Genomic DNA, 23,617 nt, shown 5'->3' with positions numbered 1-23,617 from the left:
CTCCAAAGTCTGAATCGAGTCTAGGACGCGACCGCTGTGATTCGTTGACCGCGATCAAACCGCGCGGCGCGACCGGGCCCGCCTTGTCCATGCTCAAGGCAGCAGCGGCGCCGCGTTCTACGCTTGGCGGATGGACGCCTCGTCGATCACCGGTCTCTCGGCGCGCGAGGCGGCGCGGCGGCTCGCCGCCGACGGACCGAACGCGTTGCCCGGCACCGAAGTCAAGCCGCTGGCGCGCATCGTCTTCGAGGTGCTGGCCGAGCCGATGTTCCTGATGCTGCTGGCGGCCGGCGGCATCTACCTGCTGATCGGCGACACGGCGGAGGCGCTGTTCCTGCTGTTGGCCGTGTTCGCCGTGATCGGCCTCACGCTGGTGCAGGAGCGCAAGTCCCAGCGCGCCCTGGAGGCGCTGCGCGAGCTGGCGGCGCCGCGGGCGCTGGTGCTGCGCGACGGCCAGGAGCGCCGCATCGCGAGCCGCGAGGTCGTGTGCGGCGACGTGCTGGTGCTGCACGAAGGCGACCGCATCGTCGCCGACGCGGTGCTGCTGCAGGGGCAGGTGAGCACGGACGAGTCGCTCCTGACCGGCGAGCCCGCGCCGCAGGTGCGGCTGCCGGCGGCCGGCGAACTGCCGCCGTTCATGCCGGGGCAGGAAGGCGGGCCGTTCGTCTTCGCCAGCACCATGGTCACGCAGGGCGTGGCGCTGGCGCGGGTGGAAGCGACCGGCGGGCGGACCCAGGTGGGCCGCATCGGCTCGGCGCTGGCGCGCACCCAGGTGGCGGATTCGGCCCTGCAGCGCGACTCGCGCCGGGTGGTCCGCGCGATGGCCGCGGTCGGCCTCGCGGTGGCCGCGGCGGTGGTGTTGCTGGCCTGGCGGTGGGACGGGCGGCCGCTGCTCGAGAGCCTGCTGCTCGGCATCGGACTGGCGATGTCGATCCTGCCGGAAGAGATTCCGGTGGTGCTCACGGTCTTTCTCGCGCTGGGTGCGTGGCGGCTGTCGCGCCAGCAGGTCCTCACGCGCCGGGTGCAGGCCGTGGAAGCGCTCGGCGCGATCACCGTGCTGGCGGTCGACAAGACCGGCACGCTCACGCAGAACCGGATGACGGTCGCGCAGGTCCGCGGCGGCGACGCCGTGTTCGAGGCCAATGCCAGGGCCCCGCTGCCCGAATCGCTGCACGAAGTTGCCGAGTTCGCCCTGCTGGCCACGCCGGCGGACCCGTTCGACCCGATGGAAAAGGCGATCCGCCGGTTCGCGGCGATGCACTTGCGCGGCACCCAGCACCTGCACGGCGACTGGACGCCGGAACAGCAGTACCCGCTGTCGCGCGAGATCCTGGCGATGACGCACGTCTTTCCCGCCGCCCGGCCGGCGCGACACCTGCTGGCCACCAAGGGCGCGCCGGAGGCGGTGGCCGACCTCTGTCACCTCGATGCCGCGGCCCGGGAGCAGATCCAGCGGCAGGTGCAGGAGATGGCGAGGGCCGGGCTGCGCGTGCTGGGCGTGGCCCGCGGCGAATGGGACGGCGAGCAGTGGCCGTCCAGCCAGCACGAGTTCACGTTCCGCTACCTCGGCCTGGTGGGCCTGGTCGACCCGCCGCGGCCGGAGGTCCCGGCGGCCGTGGCCGCCTGCCGCGCGGCCGGCATCCGCCTCCTGGTGCTCACTGGCGACCATGCCGGCACGGCCCGGGCGATCGCGCGGGAGATCGGTCTGAACCCGCGGCCGGACATGCTCACCGGCCCGCAGATCGCGGCCATGGACGACGCGGCATTGCAGCGGGCGCTGGCGAGCGTCGACATCTGCGCGCGCGTGCTGCCCGAGCAGAAGCTGCGGCTGGTGCGCGCACTGCAGGCCGCCGGCGAGCGCGTGGGCATGACCGGCGACGGCGTCAACGACGCGCCGGCGCTGAAGGCGGCCGAAGTGGGGATCGCGATGGGCGAACGCGGCACCGACGTGGCGCGCGAGGCGGCGGCGCTGGTGCTGCTGGACGACAGCTTCGCCAGCATCACGGCCGCGATCCGGCAGGGTCGGCACATCGACGACAACATCCGGCTCGCCGTGCGGTTCATCTTCGCGGTGCACGTGCCGATCATCGCGTTGGCGCTGCTGCCGGTCCTGCTGCACTGGCCGCTGCTGCTGCTGCCGGCGCAGATCGTGCTGCTGGAGCTGATCATCGATCCGGCCTGCTCGATCCTGTTCGAGGCGGAACCGGAGGCGGCCGACGTGATGGCGCGCCCGCCGCGCCAGGCTCGCGCTTCGCCGTTCGCGCCGCGCAATGTCGCGATCGGCGGCGTGCAGGGGCTGGGCTTCGCCGGGGCGCTGACGGCCGGTTGCTGGTGGATGGTGGGAGCGGGCTGGGCCGACGCCGCGGTGCGCACGGCGGTGTTCCTGGGCCTGCTGTGCGGGCTGCTGGCGCTGGTTGCCGCCGCGCGGACGCGCGCCCGCGCGCTGCGCGGGCACAACCCCTGGCTCGCGCGGCTCGCGGTCGCCGTCGCGGCGATGCTGCTGCTGGTGCTGGGCGTGCCCTGGTTGCGCGCCGTGATGGGGTTCACCGTGCCCGGCGGCGCGGGGCTCGCCGTCGCCGCCGCCATGGTCGCGGCGACGGTGCTGTGGCTGGGACTGGTGCGCCTGGCGACCTCGCCGGGCCGGCCGGCCCGACGTCCACGGTCGCGTTGACGTGTATCAACGGTGATCGGGCGCGGGTGCAATAACGTGGGCACCCGCACCGCAACACACCCCATGACCGTTCCTTTTTCCGACCGCAGCGCGGCGGGCCGGGCCCTGGCCGGCCGGCTCCAGGGCTACGCGGGCCGCGACGACGTCGTGGTGATGGCGCTGCTGCGCGGCGGGGTGCCGGTGGCTGCGGAGGTGGCGCGCGCGCTGCGGGCGCCGCTCGAACTGCTGATCGTGCGCAAGCTCCTGGCGCCCGGCCGCCCCGAACTGCCGCTGGGCGCGCTCGCCGGCGGCGGGGCGATGTACGTCGATCCGCAGGCCATCGCCGAGGCCGGCGTGGCGCCGGCCCAGCTCGAAGGCATCGTGGCGGCCGAGAGCGTGGAGTTGATCCGCCGCCACGCGATGTATTCGGCGATGCCGACCGTCGTTCCCGAAGGTCGCACCGTGATCGTCGTCGACGATTGCCTGGTGACCGGCGCGTCGATGTGCGCGGCCCTGAAGACGCTGCGCAGCGCCAAGCCGGCCTGGGTCGTGGCCGCCGTTCCGGTGGGGCCGTGCGACAGCGAGGACCGCATCGGCACCGTCGCCGACGAATTCGTGTCCGTGCTCAACCCGACCGACTTCGCGAACGCGGGCCGGTATTACGGCGACTTCACGCCGGTCACGGACGAGGAGGTGCGGCAGTTGCTGGCCAGGCGCGGCGGCGAGCCGCCGCCAGCCGCTTGACGCGGGTCAACGAAGTCGGGGGGGCGCTGCCTATATTCAGGAGGCAGCGGCGGCGCCACGCCGGCGCTGCGCGCCGATGCGTTGCCGTCCTGTTCTCGCGCCCCTCGCCCTGACGCTGCTCGGCGCCCTGGCACTCGGCGGGTGCACCGGGATGCTGCCGCGCGGCAGCACCGAGACGCCGCAGGGCTTCGCGAGCTTCGAGGCGGCCGAAGCGGCGATCAGGCGGGTGGAGGGGCGCAAGACCCGCACCGACGAACTCAAGGACCTCGGGTTCGACCTGGTGGCCGGCACCAACGTCACGCTGATCCCGTATCCGGACATCGTCGCGCGGCTGGCGCCGTACCCGGGCGTGCCGATCGACCAGCTCGATGCCGGGGTGCGCCAGTGCATCGAGGCGCAGCAGGCGTGCCGCGGCTACGTGTTCCATTTCGAGTGGCAGAGCCGCCGGCGCGATGGCGGCTTCTGGCTGGATTTCCTCAATGTGCGCCGCCACACGTCGATCAAGGGCTGGTGGTTCGACGCGCTGATCGTGGTCAGCGACGGCACGGTGCTGTTCCGCAACTACGGCGGCCAGGCCAGCACCGACCGCGAGGAAAAGCAGGTCAATCCGCTGGGGCCGCTCCAGCCGGCGGGCGAGTCGGCCGGTTACAAGCTCATCCACTGAAGCACCCGGGCGGCCAGTCTGGGGTAAATTCGGGGCTTGCCGCGCTTGTCATACCGAAGTTGTGCCCCTTCCCTCGATCAGCACTCTTGATCTCGCCTCCCTTGGTGGCAGCCCCGACGACGTCGCCGCACTCCTGGCGGGCGTGCTGGATTCGGCCATGGACGCGGTCATCACGACCGACGAGCAGCAGAACATCGTGCTGTTCAACCGGGCCGCGGAGAAGATTTTCGGCTGGCCGCGCCACGAAATCCTGCGCCAGCCGCTGGAAAAGCTGATTCCCGCCCGGTTCCGCGCGGCGCATCCCGGCCAGGTGCGGCGCTTCGGCCAGGCCCGCGTCACCTCGCGCAAGATGGGCGCGCTGAACGTGGTCTACGGGGTGCGCGCCAGCGGCGAAGAATTCCCGATGGATGCGTCGATCTCCCAGCTCGATACCCCGCGCGGCAAGCTGTACACGGTGATCCTGCGCGACATCACCGAGCGGCTGCGGGCCGAGCAGGAGCAGGCGCGGCTGGCGGCCCGCCTGGCCGGACTGCTCGACTCGGCCATGGACGCCATCATCACGGTGGACGAGTCGCAGCGGATCGTGCTGTACAACCGAGCCGCCGAGAAGACGTTCGGCTGGCCGAGCCAGCAGGCGCTGGGCCGCACGCTGGAATTCCTGATGCCCGACCGGTTTCGCGCGGGTCACGCCGAGCACGTGCGGCGCTTCGCCACCACCGGCATCACGTCGCGTCGCATGGGCGACGGCACCGTGCTGTACGGCAAGCGCTCGTCGGGCGAAGAGTTTCCGATGGAAGCGTCGATCTCCCAGCTGGACACCGGCGAGGGCACGCTCTTCACCGTGATCCTGCGCGACATCTCCGAGCGGGTGCGGGCGCAGGAGGAATTGAGCCAGTTCGCGGCCGAGGCCCATGCGATCCGCGAAGGCGAGAAGAGCCGCATCGCGCGCGAGCTGCACGACGAGCTGGCCCAGTCCTTGACCGCGCTGAAGATGGATACCATCTGGCTGCGCGACCACGCCGCCGAAGAGCCGGCGAGCGCGGTGGCCAAGCTGACCCAGATGGTGGCGATGCTGGACACCACCGTCGCGGCCACCCGCCGCATCGCCGCCGACCTGCGGCCGCTGCTGCTCGATGACCTCGGGCTGCAGCCGGCGATCGAGTGGCTGGCCAACAACTTCACCCAGCGCAGCGGGGTGCCTTGCGAAGTGAACGTGGACGAAGACATCGAGCTGCAGGAGCCCTACGCCACGGCGGTGTTCCGCATCGTGCAGGAGTCGCTGGCCAACGTGGCCAAGCACGCCGCCGCCACCGAGGTGAGCGTGCTGGTCGCGCGCACGCCGCAGGCGGTGGTGCTCGAAGTCGCCGACAACGGCCGCGGCTTCGACACCGACGCGCCGCGCAAGCCGCTGTCGCTGGGGCTGATGGGGCTGCGCGAGCGCGCGCACCTGCTCAAAGGAACGGCCAACATCGAAAGCGACCCGGGCCGCGGCACCCGCATCGAGGTGCGCATCCCGGTGCGCGACGAGGGAGAGGCGCAGTGATCCGCATCCTGATTGCCGACGACCACGCCATCGTGCGCGAGGGCCTGAAGCGGATCGTCTCCGAGATCCAGGACATGCAGGTGGTCGGCGAGGCCGCCGACGGGACGCAGGTGATGCAGCGGGTGCGCGAACTCGAATTCGACGTGCTGGTGCTGGACCTGTCGATGCCTGGGCGCAGCGGCATGGAACTGATCAAGGTGGTGCGGGCCGAGAAGCCGCGCCTGCGCATCCTCGTGCTGAGCATGCACCAGGAACTGCAGTACGCCGTGCGCGCCATCAAGTCCGGCGCCAGCGGCTACCTGACCAAGGAAAGCGCGCCGTCGCAGCTGGAGCAGGCGATCCGCAAGATCGCCGCCGGCGGTGCCTACGTCTCGGCGGAGGTGGCCGAGCAGCTGGCGCTGGGCGCGATGCCGGGCAGCGAGGTCGATCCGCACTCGTCGCTGTCGGACCGCGAGTTCGAGGTCTTCCGCCTGCTGGCGGCCGGCGTCTCGGTGACCGACATCGCCGCCCGGCTGAAGCTCTCGGTCAAGACCGTGAGCACGCACAAGGCCAACCTGATGCAGAAGATGGGCCTGAACAACGCCAGCGAGCTGATCCGTTACGCGATCAAGCACGGCCTCGCCGACTCGCTCGATCCCTGAGCCGGCGCCGCCGGGTGGCGGCTTGACGGGCATCAACGCGCGGGCCTGCGGCGCGACCTAACGTTCCTGCACCGCAACCCAAGGAGTGGTGCCGTGAAGGAATCCCTGACCCAACTGCTGGTGCACCTGGATGCTTCGCCGCACGCCAGCCGGCGACTCGAGGTCGCCCGTGCCATCGCCCAGACCCATGGGGCCGCCGTCACGGCGCTGTACGCCGTGACCCCGGCGTTGCTGGTGGTGCCCTTCGCGCCCGAGGCCGGGCCGAGCGTCGCCGCCGCGCTGGGCGAGATCGATGCCGAGCGGCGGGCGCGGGCCCGCGCCGTGTTCGATCGGGCCCCGGCCGTGCCCGGCGTGCATGCAGCCTGGGCCGAGGTGGAGGACTACCCGATCGTGCCGGCGTTCGTGCGCCAGGCGCTGTATGCCGACCTGCTGGTGCTGGGCCAGTACGACCCGGAGGACAGCGAATCGGCCGGCGTTCCCTTCGATTTTCCCGAACTGGTGATGGCCGGCAGCGGCAAGCCCGCGCTGGTGCTGCCGTATGCCGGCGCCATGCCCAGCGTCGGCCAGACGATCGTGATCGCGTGGAAGCCGACCCGCGAGGCGGCCCGCGCCGTCAGCGCGGCGGTGCCTTTGCTGCAGCGGGCCCGGCGGGTCCATGTCGTGAGCTGGGGCGAGGCGTCCGAGGGCGTGGTCGGCGCCAAGCTGGGCCTCGACGACTACCTGAAGCTGCGGGGGGTGGAGGCCGTGTGGCATCGCGAGGGCGGTCCCGAGCCGTCGGCCCTGGGCGACCTGCTGCTGTCGCGTGCCTTCGACCTCGACGCCGACCTGCTGGTGATGGGCTGCTATGGCCACGGCCGGGCGCGCGAATGGGTGCTGGGCGGCACGTCCCGCACCATCCTGCGCTCGATGACGCTGCCGGTCCTGATGGCGCACTGAGGCGCCGCCATGGCCCGGTCGTCCCCGCCTGCGGCCGCGGCGCCAGCGGGGGCCGACGCCTGGTGGCGCCAGCCGCCGGAAGCCGCGGTCGCGGCGCTCGCCGGGTCGGCCCAGGGCCTGACCGAGGACGAGGCGCGCGCGCGCCTGCAGCGGCACGGTCCGAACCGGCTGGCGCCGCCGCCGCGGTGGCGCCTGTTCGATCAGCTGGCGCGGCGGCTGCGCGACCCGCTGGTGCTGGTGCTGCTGGTGGCGGGGGCGGTCTCGCTGGCCACCGGCGAGCCGGCCAGCGCCGGGATCATCGCCGTCGTCGTGCTGCTGAGCGTCGCGCTCGACCAGATCCAGCAGGGCCAGGCCGAATCGGCGGCGCGGCGGCTGCGCGAGAGTGTCGCGGTGCGCGCCCGCGTGCTGCGCGACGGCCGCGAGCAGGACATCGACGTCGCGGCGCTGGTTCCCGGCGACGTGGTGCGGCTGGCCGCCGGCTGCCTGGTGCCGGCCGACGGCCTGCTGCTGGCGGCGCAGGACCTGTTCGTGCGCGAGTCCACCCTCACCGGCGAATCGTTCCCGGCGGAAAAGCGGGTTGCCGGCGCCGGCCAGGACGGGGCGCTGTTCATGGGCAGCAGCGTGCTCTCGGGCGCGGCGACGATGGTGGTGTGCCGCACCGGCGCGGCGACGCAGATCGGCGGCATGTCGGGCGTGCTGGCGGGCGGACGCGAAGACCTGGCCTTCGAGCACGACCTGCGCCAGTTCGGCCACTTCATCCTGCGCATCACGCTGTTCCTGGTGCTGCTGGTGCTGTTCGTCAGCAGCCTGGCGCATCGCTCGTGGGTCGAGTCGTTCCTGTTCGCGGTGGCGCTGGCCGTGGGGCTCACGCCGGAACTGCTGCCGATGGTGGTGACCATCAGCCTGTCGCGCGGCGCGCTCCGGCTGGCGCGCGAGCAGGTGATCGTCAAGCGGCTGTCGGCCATCCACAACCTCGGCGCCGTCGACGTGCTGTGCACCGACAAGACCGGCACGCTCACCGAAGCCAAGATCGAACTGGTGCGGCACGTTGACATCGCCGGCCGCGACAGCGGGCCGGTGGTCGAGGCCGCGTTCCTGAACAGCTTCTTCGAATCGGGCATCCACACGCCGCTGGAGGAGGCCATCCTGGCGCACGGCCAGGTCGACCCCGCCGGCTGGCGCAAGATCGACGAGATCCCGTTCGACTTCGAGCGGCGGCGGCTGTCGGTGCTGGCGGACCGGGACGGCGACCGGCGCCTGATCGTCAAGGGCGCGCCGCACGACGTGCTGGTGCATTGCGACCGCTTCCAGGACGGTGCGGTCGCGCCCGCCTGGACCGCGGAGGCCCGCGCGCTGGCCGACGCCACCTTGCAGCGGCTCGAGGCCGAGGGCTTCCGGGTGCTGGGGATCGCCTCCAAGGCGGTGCCGGCCAGCCTGGTCGATGCCGGCCTGGACGACGAGAACGAGCTGGTCTTTCTGGGCTATGCGGCCTTTCTCGACCCGCCGAAGGCCGACGCCCACGCGGCCATCGCCGACCTCCTGACCAAGGGCGTGGAGGTCAAGGTGCTCACCGGCGACAGCGAACTGGTCACGCAGCACGTCTGCCGGGCGCTGGGCCTGCGGATCAAAGGCGTGGTGCTGGGCACCGAGATCGACCGGCTCGACGTGCGCGCGCTCGCCCGGCGCGCCAGTCGGGCCAACCTGTTCTGCCGCGTCAACCCGATCCAGAAGAACCGCATCATCCAGGCACTGCGCGCGCGCGGGCACGTCGTCGGCTACGTCGGCGACGGCGTCAACGATGCGCCGGCCCTGCACAGCGCCGACGTGGGCATCTCCGTCGACAGCGCGGCCGACACGGCGCGCGCCGCCGCCGACCTGATCATGCTGAACCACAGCCTGGCCGTCCTCGATGCCGCGGTGACCGAGGGCCGCCGCACCTGCGTCAACACGCGCAAGTACCTGCTGCTGGGCACCAGCTCGAATTTCGGCAACATGGCCAGCATGGCGGCGGCGGCGCTGTTCCTGCCGTTCCTGCCGATGTTGCCGGTGCAGATCCTGTTGAACAACCTGCTGTACGACGGCGTGTCGGCGGCGCTGCCGCTCGATCGGGTCGAACCGGCCGAGGCCCTGGTGCCCCAGCGCTGGGACATGGGGCAGCTGCGCCGGTTCATGTTCACCTTCGGTCCGCTCAGTTCGCTGTTCGACTTCGCCACGTTCGGCCTGCTGCTGTACGGGCTCGGGGCGACTACCGCGCAGTTCCGCTCGGGCTGGTTCATCGAGTCGTTGGCGACCCAGGTGCTGGCCGTGTTCGTGATCCGCACCCGCGGGGCGGCCCTGGCCGGGCGCCCGCACCCGGCGCTGGCCGCCGCCGCCGCCGCCGTGCTGTTGTTCGCCGCGCTGCTGCCGTGGACCCCCCTGGCGCCGCTGTTCGGGCTGGTCGCGCTGCCCGCACCGTTCTACGCGGCCCTGGCGGCCATGACGCTCGGCTACCTGGCGGTGCTGGAGCTGGTCAAGCGCCGGTTCTGGCCGGGTGCATCGAACCCGTGGCGGGCGCGCCGGGCCAGCAAGACGCCGGAGCAGGCCACACCCGGCTGACCTTGACCCGGGTCAACGCGGCCGTCGGGGGCTTCGTCTATCCTTGTCGACCTCATGGCGGGACCATCATGAAACCCGACTGGACCCTGGTCGCGAACGGCACGCGGGCCCGGCTGCTGCAGCAGGAGCCGGGCGCGCCCATGGTGATTCTCGAGAGCTTCATCCATCCCCTGCAGCAGGCCGATGAGTCGGCCTCCGGCCCCGGCGTGTTCGGCCGCCTCGAGGCCGACTGGACCGTCGCGCACCAGCACACCGACTTTGCCCGCGAGCTGGCGCACCTGCTGGAGCAGGAGGCGCAGCTGGACCACTTCCACGCACTGACGGTCTTCGCTGCCAGCCCCTTCCTGGCCCACCTCGAGCAGGAACTCGGCAAGGCCACGCGGCAGCGGCTGGCGGCCATCCACGAGGCCGATCTCACGCGCTGCACCGTCAGCGAAATCGAAGAGCGCATCGCCAACGAGCTCGCGGCGCATCACTGACGCGGGCGACGCCCGAAAAGCAAAGCCCGCCGCCGCATGACGCGGTCGGCGGGCTGGGCGGAGACCCGGCAAGCCTTGAGGGAGAGCTTGCAGTCTGATGTCGTCTCCATCCATCCCGGCGGATCAGGACGCCGGAACCCGGCTTTCGGGACTTTTGTCCCGCAGCCTGCACCGAAGGATTTCGCCCCCGGTGCCAGCAAACTCTAGGCGCCGGGACCCGTATTTCCTTGATCTGCGTCAGGCGCTCGCCGCCGCGGCGACCCTCCTCACTGGGCGCCGGCCAGCACCCAGGCGGCCAGGGCCTTGGCGTCGGCGTCGCTGAGCGCGGCCTGGGCCGGCATGGGCACCGGGCCCCACTTGCCGGCGCCGCCGGCCTTGATGTTCTTCATGAGCATGGCCTGCGCTTCCGGCTGGCCGCTGTACTTCTTGCTGACGTCCTGGAAGGCCGGGCCGACGATCTTCTTGTCGGCCGCATGGCAGGCCAGGCAGGCGTGCTTTTGCGCCAGTTCCTTGCTGGCGAAGGCCGGCACGGCGACGAGCGCGGCGGCGGCGAGAACAACCAACTTCATGCATCACTCCCTGTGTGTGTTGAATACGCCTAGATATAAGCGTACGGCAATATAACAGAGCCCACGCGGGCGCCGGCGCACAGCGTGCCGCAGGCCTTCAGGGCTTGATGTAGGCGTAGCCCTCGCGCGTCTGCAGCTGGCCGATGCGGACCACGCCGGAGGGCGTGAACTCCGCGTCCATGGAGAACTGGTCCTTCTTCAGGTTGCGGTTGCGCAGCGTGATCTCGCACACCTCGAAGCGCACGCCGCGCGCCTTCAGGGCGCTCACCAGCGAGGCGTAGTCGATGTTGGGATTCTTCCTGTCCTTGGCGCCCTCCATCAGGAAGTCCACGCCCTCGGCATGCGTCACCACGACGATCTTGGTGTCGGGTGCGACGTCGAGGTGGTTGCGGATGTTTCGCAAGCCCTTGGTCGCCTGCGCCTCCGCGTTGTCGATGTGGTAGACGACCTTGTCCTGCGCGAAGGCGGTGCCCCAGAGCAGGAAGCTGGCCGCCAGCGCGGCGATGAAGGTGGCGATGCGGTTCACGATGGATTCCCTCCCGGCGTTGTCGTCAAAAAAAAGGCGGCGCGTGCGGCGGCACGGCCGGCCCTGTCCATGAATCATTACATCACCACTGACAAATATGCTGGCTCAGGGTTTGCCTGCATCCGCCGCGACCGGTGCGCTCAGTAGTTGACGTTGTAGCGGGTGCCGCGGAAGGCGAGCACGACGCTGGTCGGGCGGATCTGCTCGAGCAGGACCCCCGAGCCCAGGTCCGCGCCCTCGCGCACGATCTGGCCGTTGACGATCACGATCCGGTGCTCGCGCCGGGGCGAATAGACGCCGCCGTTGATCACCAGCTTGGGCGCATCGGGCGGCAGGCCGGTGACCGGGGGCGTGGGCACGGTGGGCAGGACCGGGACCCGAGCCGCTGCCGGCGGCGCCGGGGGCACGGTCATGGGCGGCACGCCGGGCGGCACCGGCACGGGCGCCGGCGCGGGCACGGGTGAGGGCGCAGTGGCCGGCGGGACGGCGAAGCCGCGCGGGGCCGGCATCGTCCCCGGCTGACCGCCGAGCGGGCTGCCGGGCACCGGCGGCGGCGTGCTGCCGATCGAGCGCTCGACACGGCCGGTGGCGCCCGGTGGCGGCACCGCCGGCGCGGCGCCCGGCACCGTCGCCGGCGCCGCGGCGGGCGCACCCATGCCTTGGGTGGCGCTGTCGGGGACCGTCCCGCCAGGGGCGACTCCACCCGGCACGACCCCACCGGGGATGACCCCGCCTGGGGCCACGGTGCCCGAGGCGGCCGGTGCGGCGGGCGCGACGGCGCCCGGCAGGCCCGCGGCCGGCGCCTGCGCGCCGGCCAGGGGCGTCGCAAGCAGGGCGGCGCTCAGCCAGGCGGCAATGACGGCTGGATGCCGGCGGCGGCCGGGCCCGGTCGCCGGGCGGCGCGCGGCGGCGGTTCGAGGTGGGCGGCTCGGGGGAGACTGCATCTCGTGATCCTCTCATGGGGCGCGCCGGCCGTGGCGCGCCGCGGCAATGGCCCCCATCCTAGCCGCCCCATGACTGCAGAGCGCGCCGCGCTTCAGCGCGGGCCGAAGCGCCGGCCGGCCATCGGGCCGCTGCGGTCGGCGATCGCGCGCTGCTCGGGCGTGAGGACGGCCGAGAGCTCCTTCAGCGCCGCGCTGCGCGCCTGCCAGCTGGATGCGCGCAGCTTGGTCATCGCCTCGTGCTGGGCCGTCATGTCGGGCGCGGGGTCGCCGGGCTTGACGCTCTGCCATTGCGCGCGGAACTGCTCGTGCTGGGCCTGCATCGCGGCCGCTTGCTGCGTGACCGCCGACTCGTAGGCCTTCCAGGCGGATTCCTGCGCCGGCGTGATCTTCAGCTGGGCCTTCAGCGCGGCGAGGTGGCCTGCCGCCGCTGCGGCCATGTCGAAGCCGCCGCCACCCGGGCCCCAGCCGCCGCGCCCGCCCGGCCCCATGCCGGGTCCCATGCCGCCCATCATGCCCGGGCCGAAGCCGGGGCCCATCCCGAAGCCGGGGCCCATCCCGGACCCGGGCCCCATGCCCCAGCCGCCCATGCCGGCGCCGGGGTGGGCCCAGACCGCACCGGAGAGGGCGAGGGACGCCGTGGCGGCGAGCGCCGCGAGAATCGTGGTGGTGGTCTTCATGATCAACTCCTGTCGGTGGCGAGGGCCGGCGCCGCGCGCCGGGTGGCAGCACCGTGCTGCCATGCATGCATTGAAGCGCGCGCGCGTGTGCAGCGGATGTCAAACGCCGGCCGATTTGTCGCCCAGTGCGACAAGGGCCGCGCGTGACATGCTGTGTTACCTTGGACCGGCCGCCCCCCGGCGGGAGCGGATGTAATACGGCCATGGATCGCCCGGACCACATCCTCATCGTCGACGACGACGCCGAGATCCGCACGCTCCTGGGCCGCTACCTCGAAAAGAACGGGCTGCGCGCGACCACGGTGGCCGACGGGCGCGCCATGTGGCAGGCGCTCGACCGCGGCGCGTTCGACCTGGTCATGCTCGACGTCATGCTGCCCGGCGACGACGGCCTGACGCTGTGCCGGACGCTGCGCGCCCGCTCGGACCTTCCCGTCATCATGTTGACCGCGCGCGGCGAGGAAACCGACCGCATCGTCGGCCTCGAAATGGGCGCCGACGACTACCTGCCCAAGCCGTTCAGCGCCCGCGAGCTGCTGGCGCGCATCAAGGTGATCCTGCGCCGCGTCCGCAGCCTGCCGCCCAACCTGCAGCCGCAGGAGGAGCGCACGATCCGCTTCGGCGACTGGAGCCTGGACACGGTGCACCGCCATCTGATGTCTCCCCAGGGCGTGGTGACGCCGATCGGCGGCGCCGAATACCGGCTGCTGCGCATCTTCCTCGGCCACCCGAACCGCGTCCTGAGCCGCGACCAGCTGATGGAAATGACGCAGGGCCGCGAAGCCGACGCGCTCGATCGCAGCATCGACGTCCAGGTGAGCCGCCTGCGCCGGCGCCTGGGCGACGGCCCGCGCGACGCGGCGATGATCAAGACCGTGCGCGGCGAGGGCTACGTGCTCACGGTCCCGGTCGCCCAGGAGCGGCGCTGATGCCGGCCCGGCTGCTGCCGCGATCGCTGTTCGGGCGCCTGCTGCTGGTGCTGGCCGGCGGCCTGCTCGTGGCGCAGCTGCTCAGCGCGGCGATCAACTTCGCCGAACGCGACCGGCTGCTGCTCAACGCAAGCGGCATGCAGCAGGCGCAGCGCATCGCCGACGTGGTCAGGCTCCTCGACTCGCTCGGCCCGTCCGAGCGCGAGCGCATCGCCGCGGTGCTGAACGTGCCGCCGCTGGTGCTCTCGTTGCAGGACGCGCCGCGGGCGCCGCTGGGCGGCGCGCAGCCCGGCCCGCGTGCCGCGATGTTCACCGCGATGCTGCGCGCGTCGCTCGGCGCCGGCCGCGAGGTGCGGGTCGATCCCGCCGCCGCGCCGGATCGGCCCTGGCCGCCGGGCGCCGGCCACCACCGCATGATGGGCGGCGGGCCCGGGTTCGCCCGGACCGCCGGACCGCCGGGGCCGGTGCTGCGCACGCAGGTGCAGCTGCAGGACGGCCGCTGGGCCCGCTTCGACAGCGCGCTGCCGGCCGCCGACGGGACGCTGCCGTGGCGGCTCGCGCTGACGCTCGCCGTGCTGCTGGCCGCGGTGCTGCTGCTGTCGTACGTGGCCGTGCGCTGGGTGACGCGGCCGCTGCATGTGCTGGCCGACGCAGCCGAGGCGCTGGGCCGCGACATCAACCGGCCGCCGCTGGCCGAGGAGGGGCCGCTCGAGATCCGGCAGGCCGCGCGGGCCTTCAACACCATGCAGCAGCGGCTGGCGCGCTTCATCGAGGACCGGACGCGGATCTTCGCGGCGATGTCGCACGACCTGAAGACGCCGCTCACGCGCCTGCGGCTGCGCGCCGACCTGCTGGACGACGAGGAACTGCGCGGGCGCATGGAATCCGACCTGAAGGAGATGGAGACGATGGTCAGCCACACGCTGGAGTTCATGCGCGGCATGGGCGGCGGCGAGGCGTGCCAGGAGGTCGACGTGACGGCGCTGCTGGAGAGCCTGCAGTCCGACAACGAGGCGATGGGCCGGACGGTGCGCATCGTGGGCCGGGCGCTGGCGCCGTACCCGGCCCGCGTGGCGCTGCTCAGGCGCTGCCTGGGCAACCTGATCGACAACGCCGTGCTCTACGGCGAGCGCGCGACGGTCCGGGTGGACGACACGCCCCAGCTGCTGACGATCCGGGTCGAGGACGAGGGCCCCGGCATCCCGGCCGCCGAGCTGGAAAAGGTGTTCGAGCCGTTCTACCGGCTGGAGCAGTCGCGCAGCCGCGAAACCGGCGGCTCCGGCCTGGGGCTGGCGATCGCGCGCAACATCGCGCACATGCACGGCGGCGACATCGCGCTGCGCAACCGGGCGACGAGGGGCCTCGAAGCGGTGCTGACCTTGCCGCGCCGGTCCTGAGTCCGCAGCGGCAGCGTTGAACCTCCGGCCGGCACGCGCATCCAAGGAGCCAACCAGAACGACAGGCGCCACCCGCATGAAGAAACCAGCCCTGATCCTCTCCCTGACCCTGCTCGCGGCCGTCGGCGCCGTCCACGCTGCCGATGCGGCGCGGCAGGCGGACGTGGCGCGCCGTGGCGCCGACGTGATGCCCTTCAGCCTGGCCGCGACCCGGCACGTCTTCACCAAGACGGCGGCGGGCGGCTTGCAGCGGGTGGTGGCGCGCCGCGCTTCGGACGCGCAGCAGGTGCAGCTGGTGCGCGCGCACCTGCGCGAGATCGAGGCCCGCTTCCGCCAGGGCGACTTCTCGGGGCCGGCCCACATCCACGGCGAGGACATGCCGGGGCTGGCGCAACTCGGGGCCGCGCGACCCGGCGCGGTGGCGATCGGCTACAAGGATGTTCCGGGCGGGGCCGAGCTGGCCTACCGCACCGACGATCCGGCGCTGGTCGCCGCGCTGCATTCCTGGTTCGACGCCCAGCTGTCGGACCACGGCCGCGACGCGATGGCCGGGCAGCACGGGCAGCACGGCATGCACGGCCAGTGACGCCGTTCTTCATCATCGACCACCAAGGGAAACCATGAGCAAGTACGTGTTCGGCAAGGCAGTGGCAATGGGATTCGAGCAGGCGGTGCAGCGCGTCACCGAGGAACTCGGCAAGGTCGGCTTCGGCGTCCTGAGCGACATCGACGTGCAGGCCACCATGAAGAAGAAGATCGGGCTGGAAATGCCGCCGTACCGCATCCTCGGCGCCTGCAATCCGCGGTACGCGAGCCAGGCGATCGCGGCCGACCCGCAGATCGGCGCGCTGCTGCCGTGCAACGTGGTGGTGCGGCAGGACGCCGGCGGCCAGGTCCACGTCGACGTGATGGACCCCAACGCGGTGCTGCAGCTGGTGGACCATCCGGCGGTGCCGGCGCTGGCCGGCGAAGTGCGGCAGAAGCTCGAGCAGGCGCTCGCCGCCGTCTGACCGGCGCCGCTCAGAGGTCCAGGTCGTCCCGGATCTCGGCGATGCCGGCCTTGGCGCAGACGTCGTCGGCGTCGCCGTTGGGCGCACCCGACACCCCGATGGCGCCGACCAGCGAGCCGGCCGCCTCGAGCGGCCAGCCGCCGCCGATCGCCACGACGCCCGGCAGCTGCCGGATGCCCGAGGCCGGCTGGCCGGCCTGCGTCACGCGCGAGAACGACGTCGTGTCCAGCTTGAAGCTCAGGGCGGTGTAGGCCTTGCCGACCGCCGTCTGCGGCGTGTGCGGCCCGGCATGGCGGTCGCGCAGCATCACCAAGGGATGGCCGGCCCGATCGGTCACGGCCACCGCGACCTGGTGCCCGTTCCTGCCGCACGCGGCGAGCGCCGCCCGCGCCGCCTTCAGCGCCGCCTCGGGGGTGATCGATCGCGCTTCGTAGGTGGCCTGCTGCGCGATCGCCAGCGTCGCCGCGGCGAGCGCGCCGACGGCGATGGCGCAGCGCCTGGCGGACGGGCAGGGCAGCTTCACGCCGGCACCTGCGCGAGGCCGGGGTTGGGCACGGCGCCGGTGAGCCTGGGCATGTTGACCTTGCGGGCTTTCACGGTGCCGCCCTGGGCCCTCAGCCACTGCTCGACCAGCTCCCACACCGGCTTGTTGCCGGCCTTGGCCGCTTCCTCGGCGACCGGCGCCCAGCCCGCCACCTTGTACTGCTTGGCCGCTTCGATCGGCTTGCCGTTCAGCCGCATGTCCGAGATGCGCCTGCCCATCTTTTCCAGCGGATTGCAGCTGTACTCGAGGCCGCCCACGCGCACCATGTCGCCGCCCTGCTGGTAGTAGGGGTCGGGGTTGAACAGGTTGTCGCAGACGTCTTCCAGCACCGTCTTGATCATCTCGCCGCTCATCGGGGCGACCGTTGCGTACGAATAGGTGGTGGCGGTCATGTCCATCAGCCACTCGCGGGTGATCGCCTGGCCGGGCAGCAGGCTGGTGCCCCAGCGAAAGCCCGGCGAAAACGCGATCTCGGCGCCCTGCACGTCCATCAGCGCATCGAGCAGCAGCTGGTCGCCGCTGCCGTTGAAGTTGCCGCGGCGATACAGCGTGCCTTCGGTCACCGCCAGTTTCTCGGCCAGCCTGGCCTCGTACGGGGCGCGGACCTTCGTGATCAGCGCTTCCATCTCGCGGTCGGCCGGCAGCATGTTGGCGAATACCGGCAGCAGGCGGTAGCGGTAATCGGCGATCTTGCCGCCCTTCACGTCGAAGTCCATCACCGCCAGGAACTTGCCGTTGGAGCCGGCGTTGGTCACCAGCGTCTGGCCGCCCCGGTTGCCCACCACGGTGGCCACCGGCATGCCGTCGTGCGTGTGGCCGCCCAGGATGGCGTCGATGCCGCTCACGCGGCTGGCCATCTTCAGGTCGACGTCCATCCCGTTGTGGCTGAGGACCACGACGACCTGCGCGCCCTTGGCGCGGGCCTCGTCCACCACCTTCTGCATGTGCTGGTCCTGGATGCCGAATTCCCAGTCGGCCACCATGTAGCGCGGATTGGCGATCGGCGTGTAGGGGAACGCCTGGCCGACGATCGCGCACGGCACGCCGTTGATCGTGCGCATCACGTAGGGTTTGAAGACCGGATCGCCGAAGTCGGTGGTCTTCACGTTCTGCGCCACGAACTCGATCCGGCCGGCCAGTTCCTTCTCGACGATCTCCTTCACCCGGTCCATGCCGTACGTGAATTCCCAGTGCCCGGTCATCACGTCAACGCCCAGCAGCTTGCAGGCGTCGACCATGTCCTGGCCCTTGGTCCACAGCGACGTCGCCGAACCCTGCCAGGTGTCGCCGCCGTCCAGCAGCAGCGCGCCGGGCCGGCTGGCTTTCATGCGCTTGACCAGCGTCGCCAGGTGCGCGAAGCCCCCCACCTTGCCGTAGCGCCGCGCGGCCTGTTCGAAATCGAGGCAGGTGAGGGCGTGCGCGCTGGCCGAGCCGGCCGGCACCTTGGCGACCTGCAGCAGGTGCTCGCCCACCAGGTGCGGCAGCTTGCCGGTCATGCCGGCGACGCCCAGGTTCACGCTGGGCTCGCGAAAGTGGATCGGCTGCAGCTGCGCGTGGCAGTCCGTCATGTGCAGGAACGACACGTTGCCGAAGCGGGGGAGGTCGTACAGGCCGTCGGCGGCCGTGGCGGCATCGGCCTGCGACCAGCGGCCCAGGCCCATGCCGGCGACGGACGCGGCCGAAAGCACCTGCAGGAATTCGCGCTTGCTGAGGTTCATGATCGACGAAGACTCGTGTTCGGGGGGAAAAAAGCCCGGCCGGGGCCGGGCTGGAGCCGCTGGCGCCGTCGGGCGCGCGTCACTGGTTGACCGGCGACTTCGGATCGAGCAGCAGCGCGACGATGTGGCGGATCTGCTGTTCGTTGAGGACGCCGCCATGGCCGGCGCGCGGCATGTTGGAGCAGGCGTTGTACGCCTTGGCGTTCCAGATCTTGCCCCAGGTGTATTCCACCATCGGCTTGGCGGCCGGGCTGTTCGGATCGGTGACGCCGCGCAGCTTGCCGTAGTTGTACAGGCTGGGGCCGATCGTGCCGAAGGAGATCTCCTCCTTGGTGATCTGGTGGCAGTTGTAGCAGTTGCCGCCCGGTGTGACCTTCGCGTCGTCGGTCCAGGTCAGGCCGCGGCCGTTCTGGGCGATCTTCTCGCCTTCCTTCCAGTCGCCGAGGAACTTGCCGTCCGCCGGCCACTTGATGGTCTTCATGTTGGCGGCCTCGATCGCCTTGGCGCGCGCCTCGGTCAGGGGCCGGCCGGCCGCCTGCGCGGCGCTGCATTCGCGGTTGGTGTCGTCCTGCTGCAGCCGGTCGACTTTCACCAGGCCCTGGTCGCGGAACGAGGCCTTGGCCATGGTCATCGCCAGGCGATCGAGCTCGCTGTCGCTGGGCATCGCCGTGCCGGAGGCGCTGCCGCCGGTGGCGCAGCCCACCACCAGGGCGGCGGCCAGCGCGGCGGCAAAGGTCGTGATTGCGGTCTTGTTCATGGGGACTTCCTCGCGTCAGCGCTTGATGGCGGGCGCGATCGACTTCGCGCCCTGGGCGTTGACGCCCAGGTAGGTGGACAAGGCCGTCAGGGCGTCGCTGCCGAACGTCGGGTACGGGAAGCGTTGCTGCCGGTAGCAGTCGTTCAGGCGCTGCTGCATGCCCCACATCTGGCCGTTGGACACGCGGTACGCCGGCCAGGCGGCAAAGCCGATGCCGTCGCCGGGGTTCTTCGTCAGGTTGGGCAGGTCCTGCAGCCGGATCCGCTTGCCTTCCTCGCCGTGGCAGGACGCGCAGGCGAAGTCGTGCGGCCCGCTGTGCATGAAGAACAGGCGCTTGCCCACCTCGTAGGCCACCTTCTCCTGCTGGTGCGACTGCGGCAGGTTGAACTTCAGGCCCTTCGATTCGGCGGCGATCCAGGTGGCCAGCGCCGTCACGTTGTTCTGCTCGCCCTTGCCGAAGGGCGTCTTGGCGATCTCGGCGGCGTTCAGGCCCTGGAGGCGCTCCATGCAGGTCACCAGCCGCGACTCGAGGTCCTGCACCTTGCCGGTGTCGGCGAAGTAGCGGGGCAGCTCGACGAACGCGCCCTTGACCACGCCCGGGCCCTTGCCCAGGTCGCAGCTTTCCAGCGACGCGTTCTTCGGCCCGCGCTTTTGCTTCCACAAGTCTTCGCCCTTGGCCTCGAAGAGCTCGGCCGGATTGCCGTCCGCCAGCATCGCGCGGTACTCCTCGATGGATTGGGTGGCGGACTTCTGGGCCATGGCTGCGGTCGCTGCCACGCCGGCCAGCGCCAGCAAGACGGTCTTCATCCTCACGGTTGCCTCCTTTTGTTGTTCGAGATTCGCCGGCTCAGGACACGGTGGCTTCGTCGGTGCGCGTGTCGCCGCGGTTGTCCTTCCACGTGATCGCGATCTTGTCGCCGGCCTTGGCACCCTTCACGGTGAACTGCAGGAACGGGTTCTTGGCAACGGCGGGGCCCCACTCGGCCGTCATCACGGGCTTGCCGTTGTGGCTGGCCGTCACTTCGGTGATGTGCCAGGCGGGGATGATCTTGCCGGCGCCATCCTTGCGCTGGCCGGTTTCCATTTCGTGGCTCATGAGCACACGAACGGTGGCGTTGCCACCTGCTGCTTGCGCGCGGATGCGCATCGGGTCTGCCATGTCGGACTCCTGGATCTGGGGTGAACGTTGGAAGCGGGGAAGGGCGGCCGGTCTCAGCCGCCGCAGCCGCCGAGGGTGACCTTCACTTCCTTCTTGGCGAAGTGCGCCTTGCCGTCGGCCGTGATCGCCACGGCATAGACGTCGGACGACTGGCCCATCTTGGCGCGGGTCGAGAAGTTGGCGTCGACGGCGTCGGTCACGTCGAACTTGGCGACCAGGGCGCTCGGGTTCTTCTCGACCAGGATCAGCATCTGCTTGACGTTGGGCAGCGTGGTCGCCACCCCCATCGGCACCACGGCGCCGTTCTCGGCGATGTCCGGCGCCGTCAGCGTCACGTCCTTGCTCTCGGTCGGCGCGCTGCCGCCGTAGGCCTTGACGGCGTCCGCCACGCTCTTGGCGTCAAAGGCGCCCTTGTTGAAGGCGGCCAGGGCGTGTTGGGGAAACAGGCCGGTGGCGGCCAGCAGGCCGGCCACGGTGGCACTGCGCTTGAGAATCTCTCGACGCGTATGCATGAAAAAGTGCTCCCTGAAAAATCTGTAAGCAACCACTGATATTAACGGCCGGTGCGAGCCTTCGCTCGCGCCCGGAATGGGGGATATCCCGGGGGAAGTCGGCGCCGGCGCCGGGCTGTCATTCAGCGCCCTGCGCCGGCGGCCAGCCAGCCCGCGATGCGCTTGATGTCCTCGTCGGCCAGCGTCTGCGGCGGCATGGGGATCGCGCCCCAGACCCCGGACCCGCCGGAGCGGATCTTGCCGACCAGGTAGTCCGCCTTGCCCTGGTGCTTCTGCGCGATCTCGGCCCAGCTCGGGCCGACGATGCGGGTCGTGGCGGCGTGGCAGGCGGTGCAGTTGTTCTTCTGCGTGAGCGACTGGGCCGCGGCGCTGTCCTTCGCCGCCGCCGTCGGCTGCGCCTTGGCGGGCGCGGCGGCGGGCGCGCTGCCGGCGGCTGCGGCGGTGGCCGGACCGGCGGTATTGACGCCGCGCTGGGCGCCGACCAGCCGGTTCTGTTCGGCGAGGTTGCCGTGGGCGTTGCGGGCGAACGCCGGCAGCATGGAAGCGACCTTGGGCTCGACGTCGCAGTTGCTCATGCAGGCGGCAGCCGCGACGTCCGGCCGCGGCCTGGCCGTGAACTCGGTGCCCGGCCACATGCCGTGCGCCGTCGTCAGGCCGTCGCGGTTCGGCAGCTTGCGCTGCACGTCGCGGATGTTCTTGTCCGACAGCGTGAAGTCGCCGGGCACAATTTCGGCCAGATTGAGCAGGTAGGCCGTGACGGCATAGACCTCGTCGGTGCTGAGCGACTTGGGCGCATTCCACGGCATCGCCCGGTTGATGTAGTCCCACAGCGTCGACAGGTTCGCCAGCTTCATGAAGGTGGTGCGGCCGGGGTAGTCCTTGCGGTTGAGCATCGCGACATGGCCGCTCTTGATGTCCTCCTTGGTGGTGCCGCCGACGATCGGGTTGAACACCTGGTTGGACTCGCCGAACACGCCGTGGCAGGACGCGCACTTGGCCTCCCACACCTCCTGGCCCTTGTCGACGCTGCCGGCGCCGGCGGGCAGGCCCTTGAAGTCCGGGCGCACGTCGATGTCCCAGGCCGCGACTTCGCGCGGCGTGGCGTCGCGGCCGATGCCCGGATAGGTCGCGCCCGGGGCGGCGAAGCAAGCCGCCGCGGCGGCGGTCAGCACGAAGGCCGTGGCGAACTTAGGAAAGCTGGACATTCTTGACCTCCCCGCTCTCCTCGACGAGCCAGGACTGGATGGCGTTGTTGTGGTAGATCGAGCGCGTGCCGCGCACGGCGCGCAGCTGGCGGTACGTCGGCTGCACGTAGCCGGTCTCGTCGGTGGCGCGGCTCTGGATGATCGCGGGCTTGCCGTCCCACACCCAGTCGATGTTGAAGCGGGTGAGGCACTTGCTCAGCACCGGCCCCTCGAGCCGGGCCGGGCGCCAGTTGCGGCCGCCGTCCACCGACACGTCGACCTTCTTGACCTTGCCGCGCCCCGACCAGGCCAGGCCGGTGACGTTGTAGAAGCCCTTGTCCAGCAGCTGCTGGCCGCCCGACGGCGTCGTCACGACGCTCTTGCATTCCTGGATGCTGGTGTACTGCCGATGCTGGCCGTCCGGCATCAGGTCGACGTAGTGCACCGTCTCGTCCTTGGTGCCGTAGGGCTGGTCGCCCAGCTCGACGCGGCGCAGGTACTTGACCCAGCTCACGCCCTGCACGCCGGGCACCACCAGGCGCAGCGGGTAGCCCTGCTCGGGGCGCAGCATCTCGCCGTTCTGGCCGTAGGCGACGAGCACCTCGCCGGAGCGGATCAGGCTCATCGGGATGGTGCGCGTCATCGACGAGCCGTCGCCGCCCTCGGCCAGCACGAACTTGCCGTTCTTCAGGTCGGCGCCGGCCAGCTCCAGCAGCGTGATCAGCGGCACGCCGGTGAACTCGCTGCACGACAGCATGCCGTGGGTGTACTGGCAGGTCGGCACCGCGACGTTGCCCCATTCCATGCCGGTGTTGGCGCCGCATTCGATGAAATGGAAGCGCGACACCGACGGCAGGCGCATCAGTTCGTCCATGGTGAAGACCTTGGGGTTCTTCACCATGCCGTTGACCATGAAGCGGTGCTTGGACGGGTCGATGTCCCACCAGCCCTGGTGGTGCCGCTCGAAATGCAGGCCGCTGGGCGTGACGATGCCGAACAGCGACTGCAGCGGCGCGAACGACACCGACGCCTGCGTCGTCTGCGTCAGGCCCGGGCTGCGCCGGCGCTGCACGTTGGCCTCGTACTTCGACGGCTTGCCGTAGCCGTCGGTGATCACGGCCTGGCCCAGCCCCTTCGAGTGCTCCGGCAGGTTCAGGATGTTCGGATCGCCGTCGTTCGGCGCGGGCGACTGGGCGCGCGCCGCGGGCAGGGCGGCCGCGCCTGCGGCGGCGGCCGCGAACGCCCCGCGCAGGAAGTCGCGCCGGCCCTGCCTGGCCTGGGCGAAGACCTGGGCGACGCCGTCGCGGTCGATGAAGTGTTCAGGTGCTTTGCGCAAGCGGCCGGCGTTCATGGTGACAGCGTTCGAAACAAGAAGATGGTTATATGCGAATGCGCGAATGTATCAGGTCCGGGCCTTGGCGCGAGCTGGGGTTTACGAG

Annotated in this window: 24 protein-coding genes; 12 read left to right on the top strand and 12 right to left on the bottom strand. The window is 71.2% G+C overall.

The features are described 5' to 3' along the window. The first annotated feature begins 130 nt into the window (after positions 1 to 130). The 8 genes from VNT59_RS04105 (at position 131) to VNT59_RS04070 (ending at position 10,252) form a co-directional block, all read left to right on the top strand. A complete protein-coding gene (locus VNT59_RS04105) occupies positions 131 to 2,671 on the top strand; it encodes an HAD-IC family P-type ATPase (protein WP_325496892.1) in 2,541 nt (846 codons plus the stop codon). A gap of 63 nt (positions 2,672 to 2,734) precedes the next feature. Continuing rightward, positions 2,735 to 3,394 (top strand): phosphoribosyltransferase, encoded by a 660-nt coding sequence (locus VNT59_RS04100; protein WP_325496890.1) that lies wholly within the window; start codon positions 2,735 to 2,737, stop codon positions 3,392 to 3,394. 76 nt (positions 3,395 to 3,470) lie between these two features. Next, positions 3,471 to 4,058, top strand: a complete 588-nt coding sequence (locus VNT59_RS04095; protein ID WP_325496888.1) for a hypothetical protein — start codon at positions 3,471 to 3,473, stop codon at positions 4,056 to 4,058. A 61-nt stretch (positions 4,059 to 4,119) separates the two neighbouring features. After that, a complete protein-coding gene (locus VNT59_RS04090) occupies positions 4,120 to 5,601 on the top strand; it encodes a PAS domain S-box protein (RefSeq protein ID WP_325496886.1) in 1,482 nt (493 codons plus the stop codon). After that, on the top strand, positions 5,598 to 6,242 hold the full coding sequence (locus VNT59_RS04085) for a response regulator transcription factor (RefSeq protein ID WP_325496884.1): 645 nt from the start codon (positions 5,598 to 5,600) through the stop codon (positions 6,240 to 6,242). The genes VNT59_RS04090 and VNT59_RS04085 overlap by 4 nt, the downstream gene beginning before the upstream one ends. Positions 6,243 to 6,335: 93 nt before the next feature. Beyond that, positions 6,336 to 7,178, top strand: a complete 843-nt coding sequence (locus VNT59_RS04080) for a universal stress protein (RefSeq protein WP_325496882.1) — start codon at positions 6,336 to 6,338, stop codon at positions 7,176 to 7,178. Positions 7,179 to 7,187: 9 nt separating this feature from the next. Next, on the top strand, positions 7,188 to 9,773 hold the full coding sequence (mgtA, locus tag VNT59_RS04075) for a magnesium-translocating P-type ATPase (RefSeq protein ID WP_325496880.1): 2,586 nt from the start codon (positions 7,188 to 7,190) through the stop codon (positions 9,771 to 9,773). Between the two features lie 68 nt (positions 9,774 to 9,841). Further along, entirely contained in the window at positions 9,842 to 10,252 is a 411-nt protein-coding gene (locus VNT59_RS04070; protein ID WP_325496878.1) for a host attachment protein, read from the top strand. A gap of 266 nt (positions 10,253 to 10,518) precedes the next feature. Here the strand turns inward: VNT59_RS04070 and VNT59_RS04065 are convergent, their stop codons facing one another. From VNT59_RS04065 to VNT59_RS04050, 4 genes are all read right to left on the bottom strand, one after another. Beyond that, on the bottom strand, positions 10,519 to 10,821 hold the full coding sequence (locus VNT59_RS04065) for a c-type cytochrome (protein ID WP_325496876.1): 303 nt from the start codon (positions 10,819 to 10,821) through the stop codon (positions 10,519 to 10,521). A gap of 97 nt (positions 10,822 to 10,918) precedes the next feature. Beyond that, the gene (locus VNT59_RS04060) at positions 10,919 to 11,347 is read right to left on the bottom strand and encodes a DsrE family protein (protein ID WP_325496874.1); all 429 of its coding nucleotides are present in this window, start codon (positions 11,345 to 11,347) and stop codon (positions 10,919 to 10,921) included. A 140-nt stretch (positions 11,348 to 11,487) separates the two neighbouring features. Then, positions 11,488 to 12,003: a general secretion pathway protein GspB gene (locus tag VNT59_RS04055; protein WP_325496872.1), complete on the bottom strand. Its 516-nt coding sequence runs from the start codon at positions 12,001 to 12,003 to the stop codon at positions 11,488 to 11,490. Positions 12,004 to 12,383: 380 nt separating this feature from the next. Next, positions 12,384 to 12,968, bottom strand: a complete 585-nt coding sequence (locus VNT59_RS04050; RefSeq protein WP_325496870.1) for a Spy/CpxP family protein refolding chaperone — start codon at positions 12,966 to 12,968, stop codon at positions 12,384 to 12,386. A gap of 203 nt (positions 12,969 to 13,171) precedes the next feature. Here VNT59_RS04050 and VNT59_RS04045 point away from each other — a divergent pair, with 203 nt between their 5' ends. The 4 genes from VNT59_RS04045 (at position 13,172) to VNT59_RS04030 (ending at position 16,304) form a co-directional block, all read left to right on the top strand. After that, a complete protein-coding gene (locus VNT59_RS04045; RefSeq protein ID WP_325496869.1) occupies positions 13,172 to 13,897 on the top strand; it encodes a response regulator in 726 nt (241 codons plus the stop codon). Beyond that, positions 13,897 to 15,294, top strand: a complete 1,398-nt coding sequence (locus VNT59_RS04040; RefSeq protein ID WP_325496867.1) for an ATP-binding protein — start codon at positions 13,897 to 13,899, stop codon at positions 15,292 to 15,294. The genes VNT59_RS04045 and VNT59_RS04040 overlap by 1 nt, the downstream gene beginning before the upstream one ends. 76 nt (positions 15,295 to 15,370) lie before the next feature. Beyond that, the gene (locus VNT59_RS04035; RefSeq protein WP_325496865.1) at positions 15,371 to 15,880 is read left to right on the top strand and encodes an aspartate carbamoyltransferase; all 510 of its coding nucleotides are present in this window, start codon (positions 15,371 to 15,373) and stop codon (positions 15,878 to 15,880) included. Positions 15,881 to 15,914: 34 nt separating this feature from the next. Then, the gene (locus VNT59_RS04030) at positions 15,915 to 16,304 is read left to right on the top strand and encodes a DUF302 domain-containing protein (protein WP_325496863.1); all 390 of its coding nucleotides are present in this window, start codon (positions 15,915 to 15,917) and stop codon (positions 16,302 to 16,304) included. A gap of 10 nt (positions 16,305 to 16,314) precedes the next feature. Here the strand turns inward: VNT59_RS04030 and VNT59_RS04025 are convergent, their stop codons facing one another. From VNT59_RS04025 to soxC, 8 genes are all read right to left on the bottom strand, one after another. Continuing rightward, positions 16,315 to 16,827, bottom strand: coding sequence for a heme-binding protein (locus tag VNT59_RS04025; RefSeq protein ID WP_325496861.1), 513 nt, complete (start codon positions 16,825 to 16,827; stop codon positions 16,315 to 16,317). Next, positions 16,824 to 18,566: a thiosulfohydrolase SoxB gene (soxB, locus tag VNT59_RS04020; RefSeq protein WP_325496859.1), complete on the bottom strand. Its 1,743-nt coding sequence runs from the start codon at positions 18,564 to 18,566 to the stop codon at positions 16,824 to 16,826. The genes VNT59_RS04025 and soxB overlap by 4 nt, the downstream gene beginning before the upstream one ends. A gap of 79 nt (positions 18,567 to 18,645) precedes the next feature. Beyond that, positions 18,646 to 19,323, bottom strand: coding sequence for a sulfur oxidation c-type cytochrome SoxX (soxX, locus tag VNT59_RS04015; RefSeq protein WP_325496857.1), 678 nt, complete (start codon positions 19,321 to 19,323; stop codon positions 18,646 to 18,648). Between the two features lie 15 nt (positions 19,324 to 19,338). Further along, positions 19,339 to 20,130, bottom strand: coding sequence for a sulfur oxidation c-type cytochrome SoxA (gene soxA / locus VNT59_RS04010; protein ID WP_325496930.1), 792 nt, complete (start codon positions 20,128 to 20,130; stop codon positions 19,339 to 19,341). Positions 20,131 to 20,170: 40 nt separating this feature from the next. Beyond that, on the bottom strand, positions 20,171 to 20,482 hold the full coding sequence (soxZ, locus tag VNT59_RS04005) for a thiosulfate oxidation carrier complex protein SoxZ (protein WP_325496855.1): 312 nt from the start codon (positions 20,480 to 20,482) through the stop codon (positions 20,171 to 20,173). Between the two features lie 53 nt (positions 20,483 to 20,535). Continuing rightward, positions 20,536 to 20,994: a thiosulfate oxidation carrier protein SoxY gene (gene soxY, locus VNT59_RS04000; protein ID WP_325496853.1), complete on the bottom strand. Its 459-nt coding sequence runs from the start codon at positions 20,992 to 20,994 to the stop codon at positions 20,536 to 20,538. 122 nt (positions 20,995 to 21,116) lie between these two features. Beyond that, complete coding sequence (locus VNT59_RS03995) at positions 21,117 to 22,199, bottom strand: c-type cytochrome (protein WP_325496851.1); 1,083 nt, start codon at positions 22,197 to 22,199, stop codon at positions 21,117 to 21,119. After that, positions 22,183 to 23,529: a sulfite dehydrogenase gene (gene soxC / locus VNT59_RS03990; RefSeq protein WP_325496849.1), complete on the bottom strand. Its 1,347-nt coding sequence runs from the start codon at positions 23,527 to 23,529 to the stop codon at positions 22,183 to 22,185. The genes VNT59_RS03995 and soxC overlap by 17 nt, the downstream gene beginning before the upstream one ends. Positions 23,530 to 23,617: the final 88 nt, after the last annotated feature.

The sequence above is a fragment of the Ramlibacter sp. genome (assembly GCF_035554825.1).
Classification (GTDB): domain Bacteria; phylum Pseudomonadota; class Gammaproteobacteria; order Burkholderiales; family Burkholderiaceae_C; genus Ramlibacter.
This window is presented reverse-complemented; position numbering and strand designations above follow the sequence as displayed.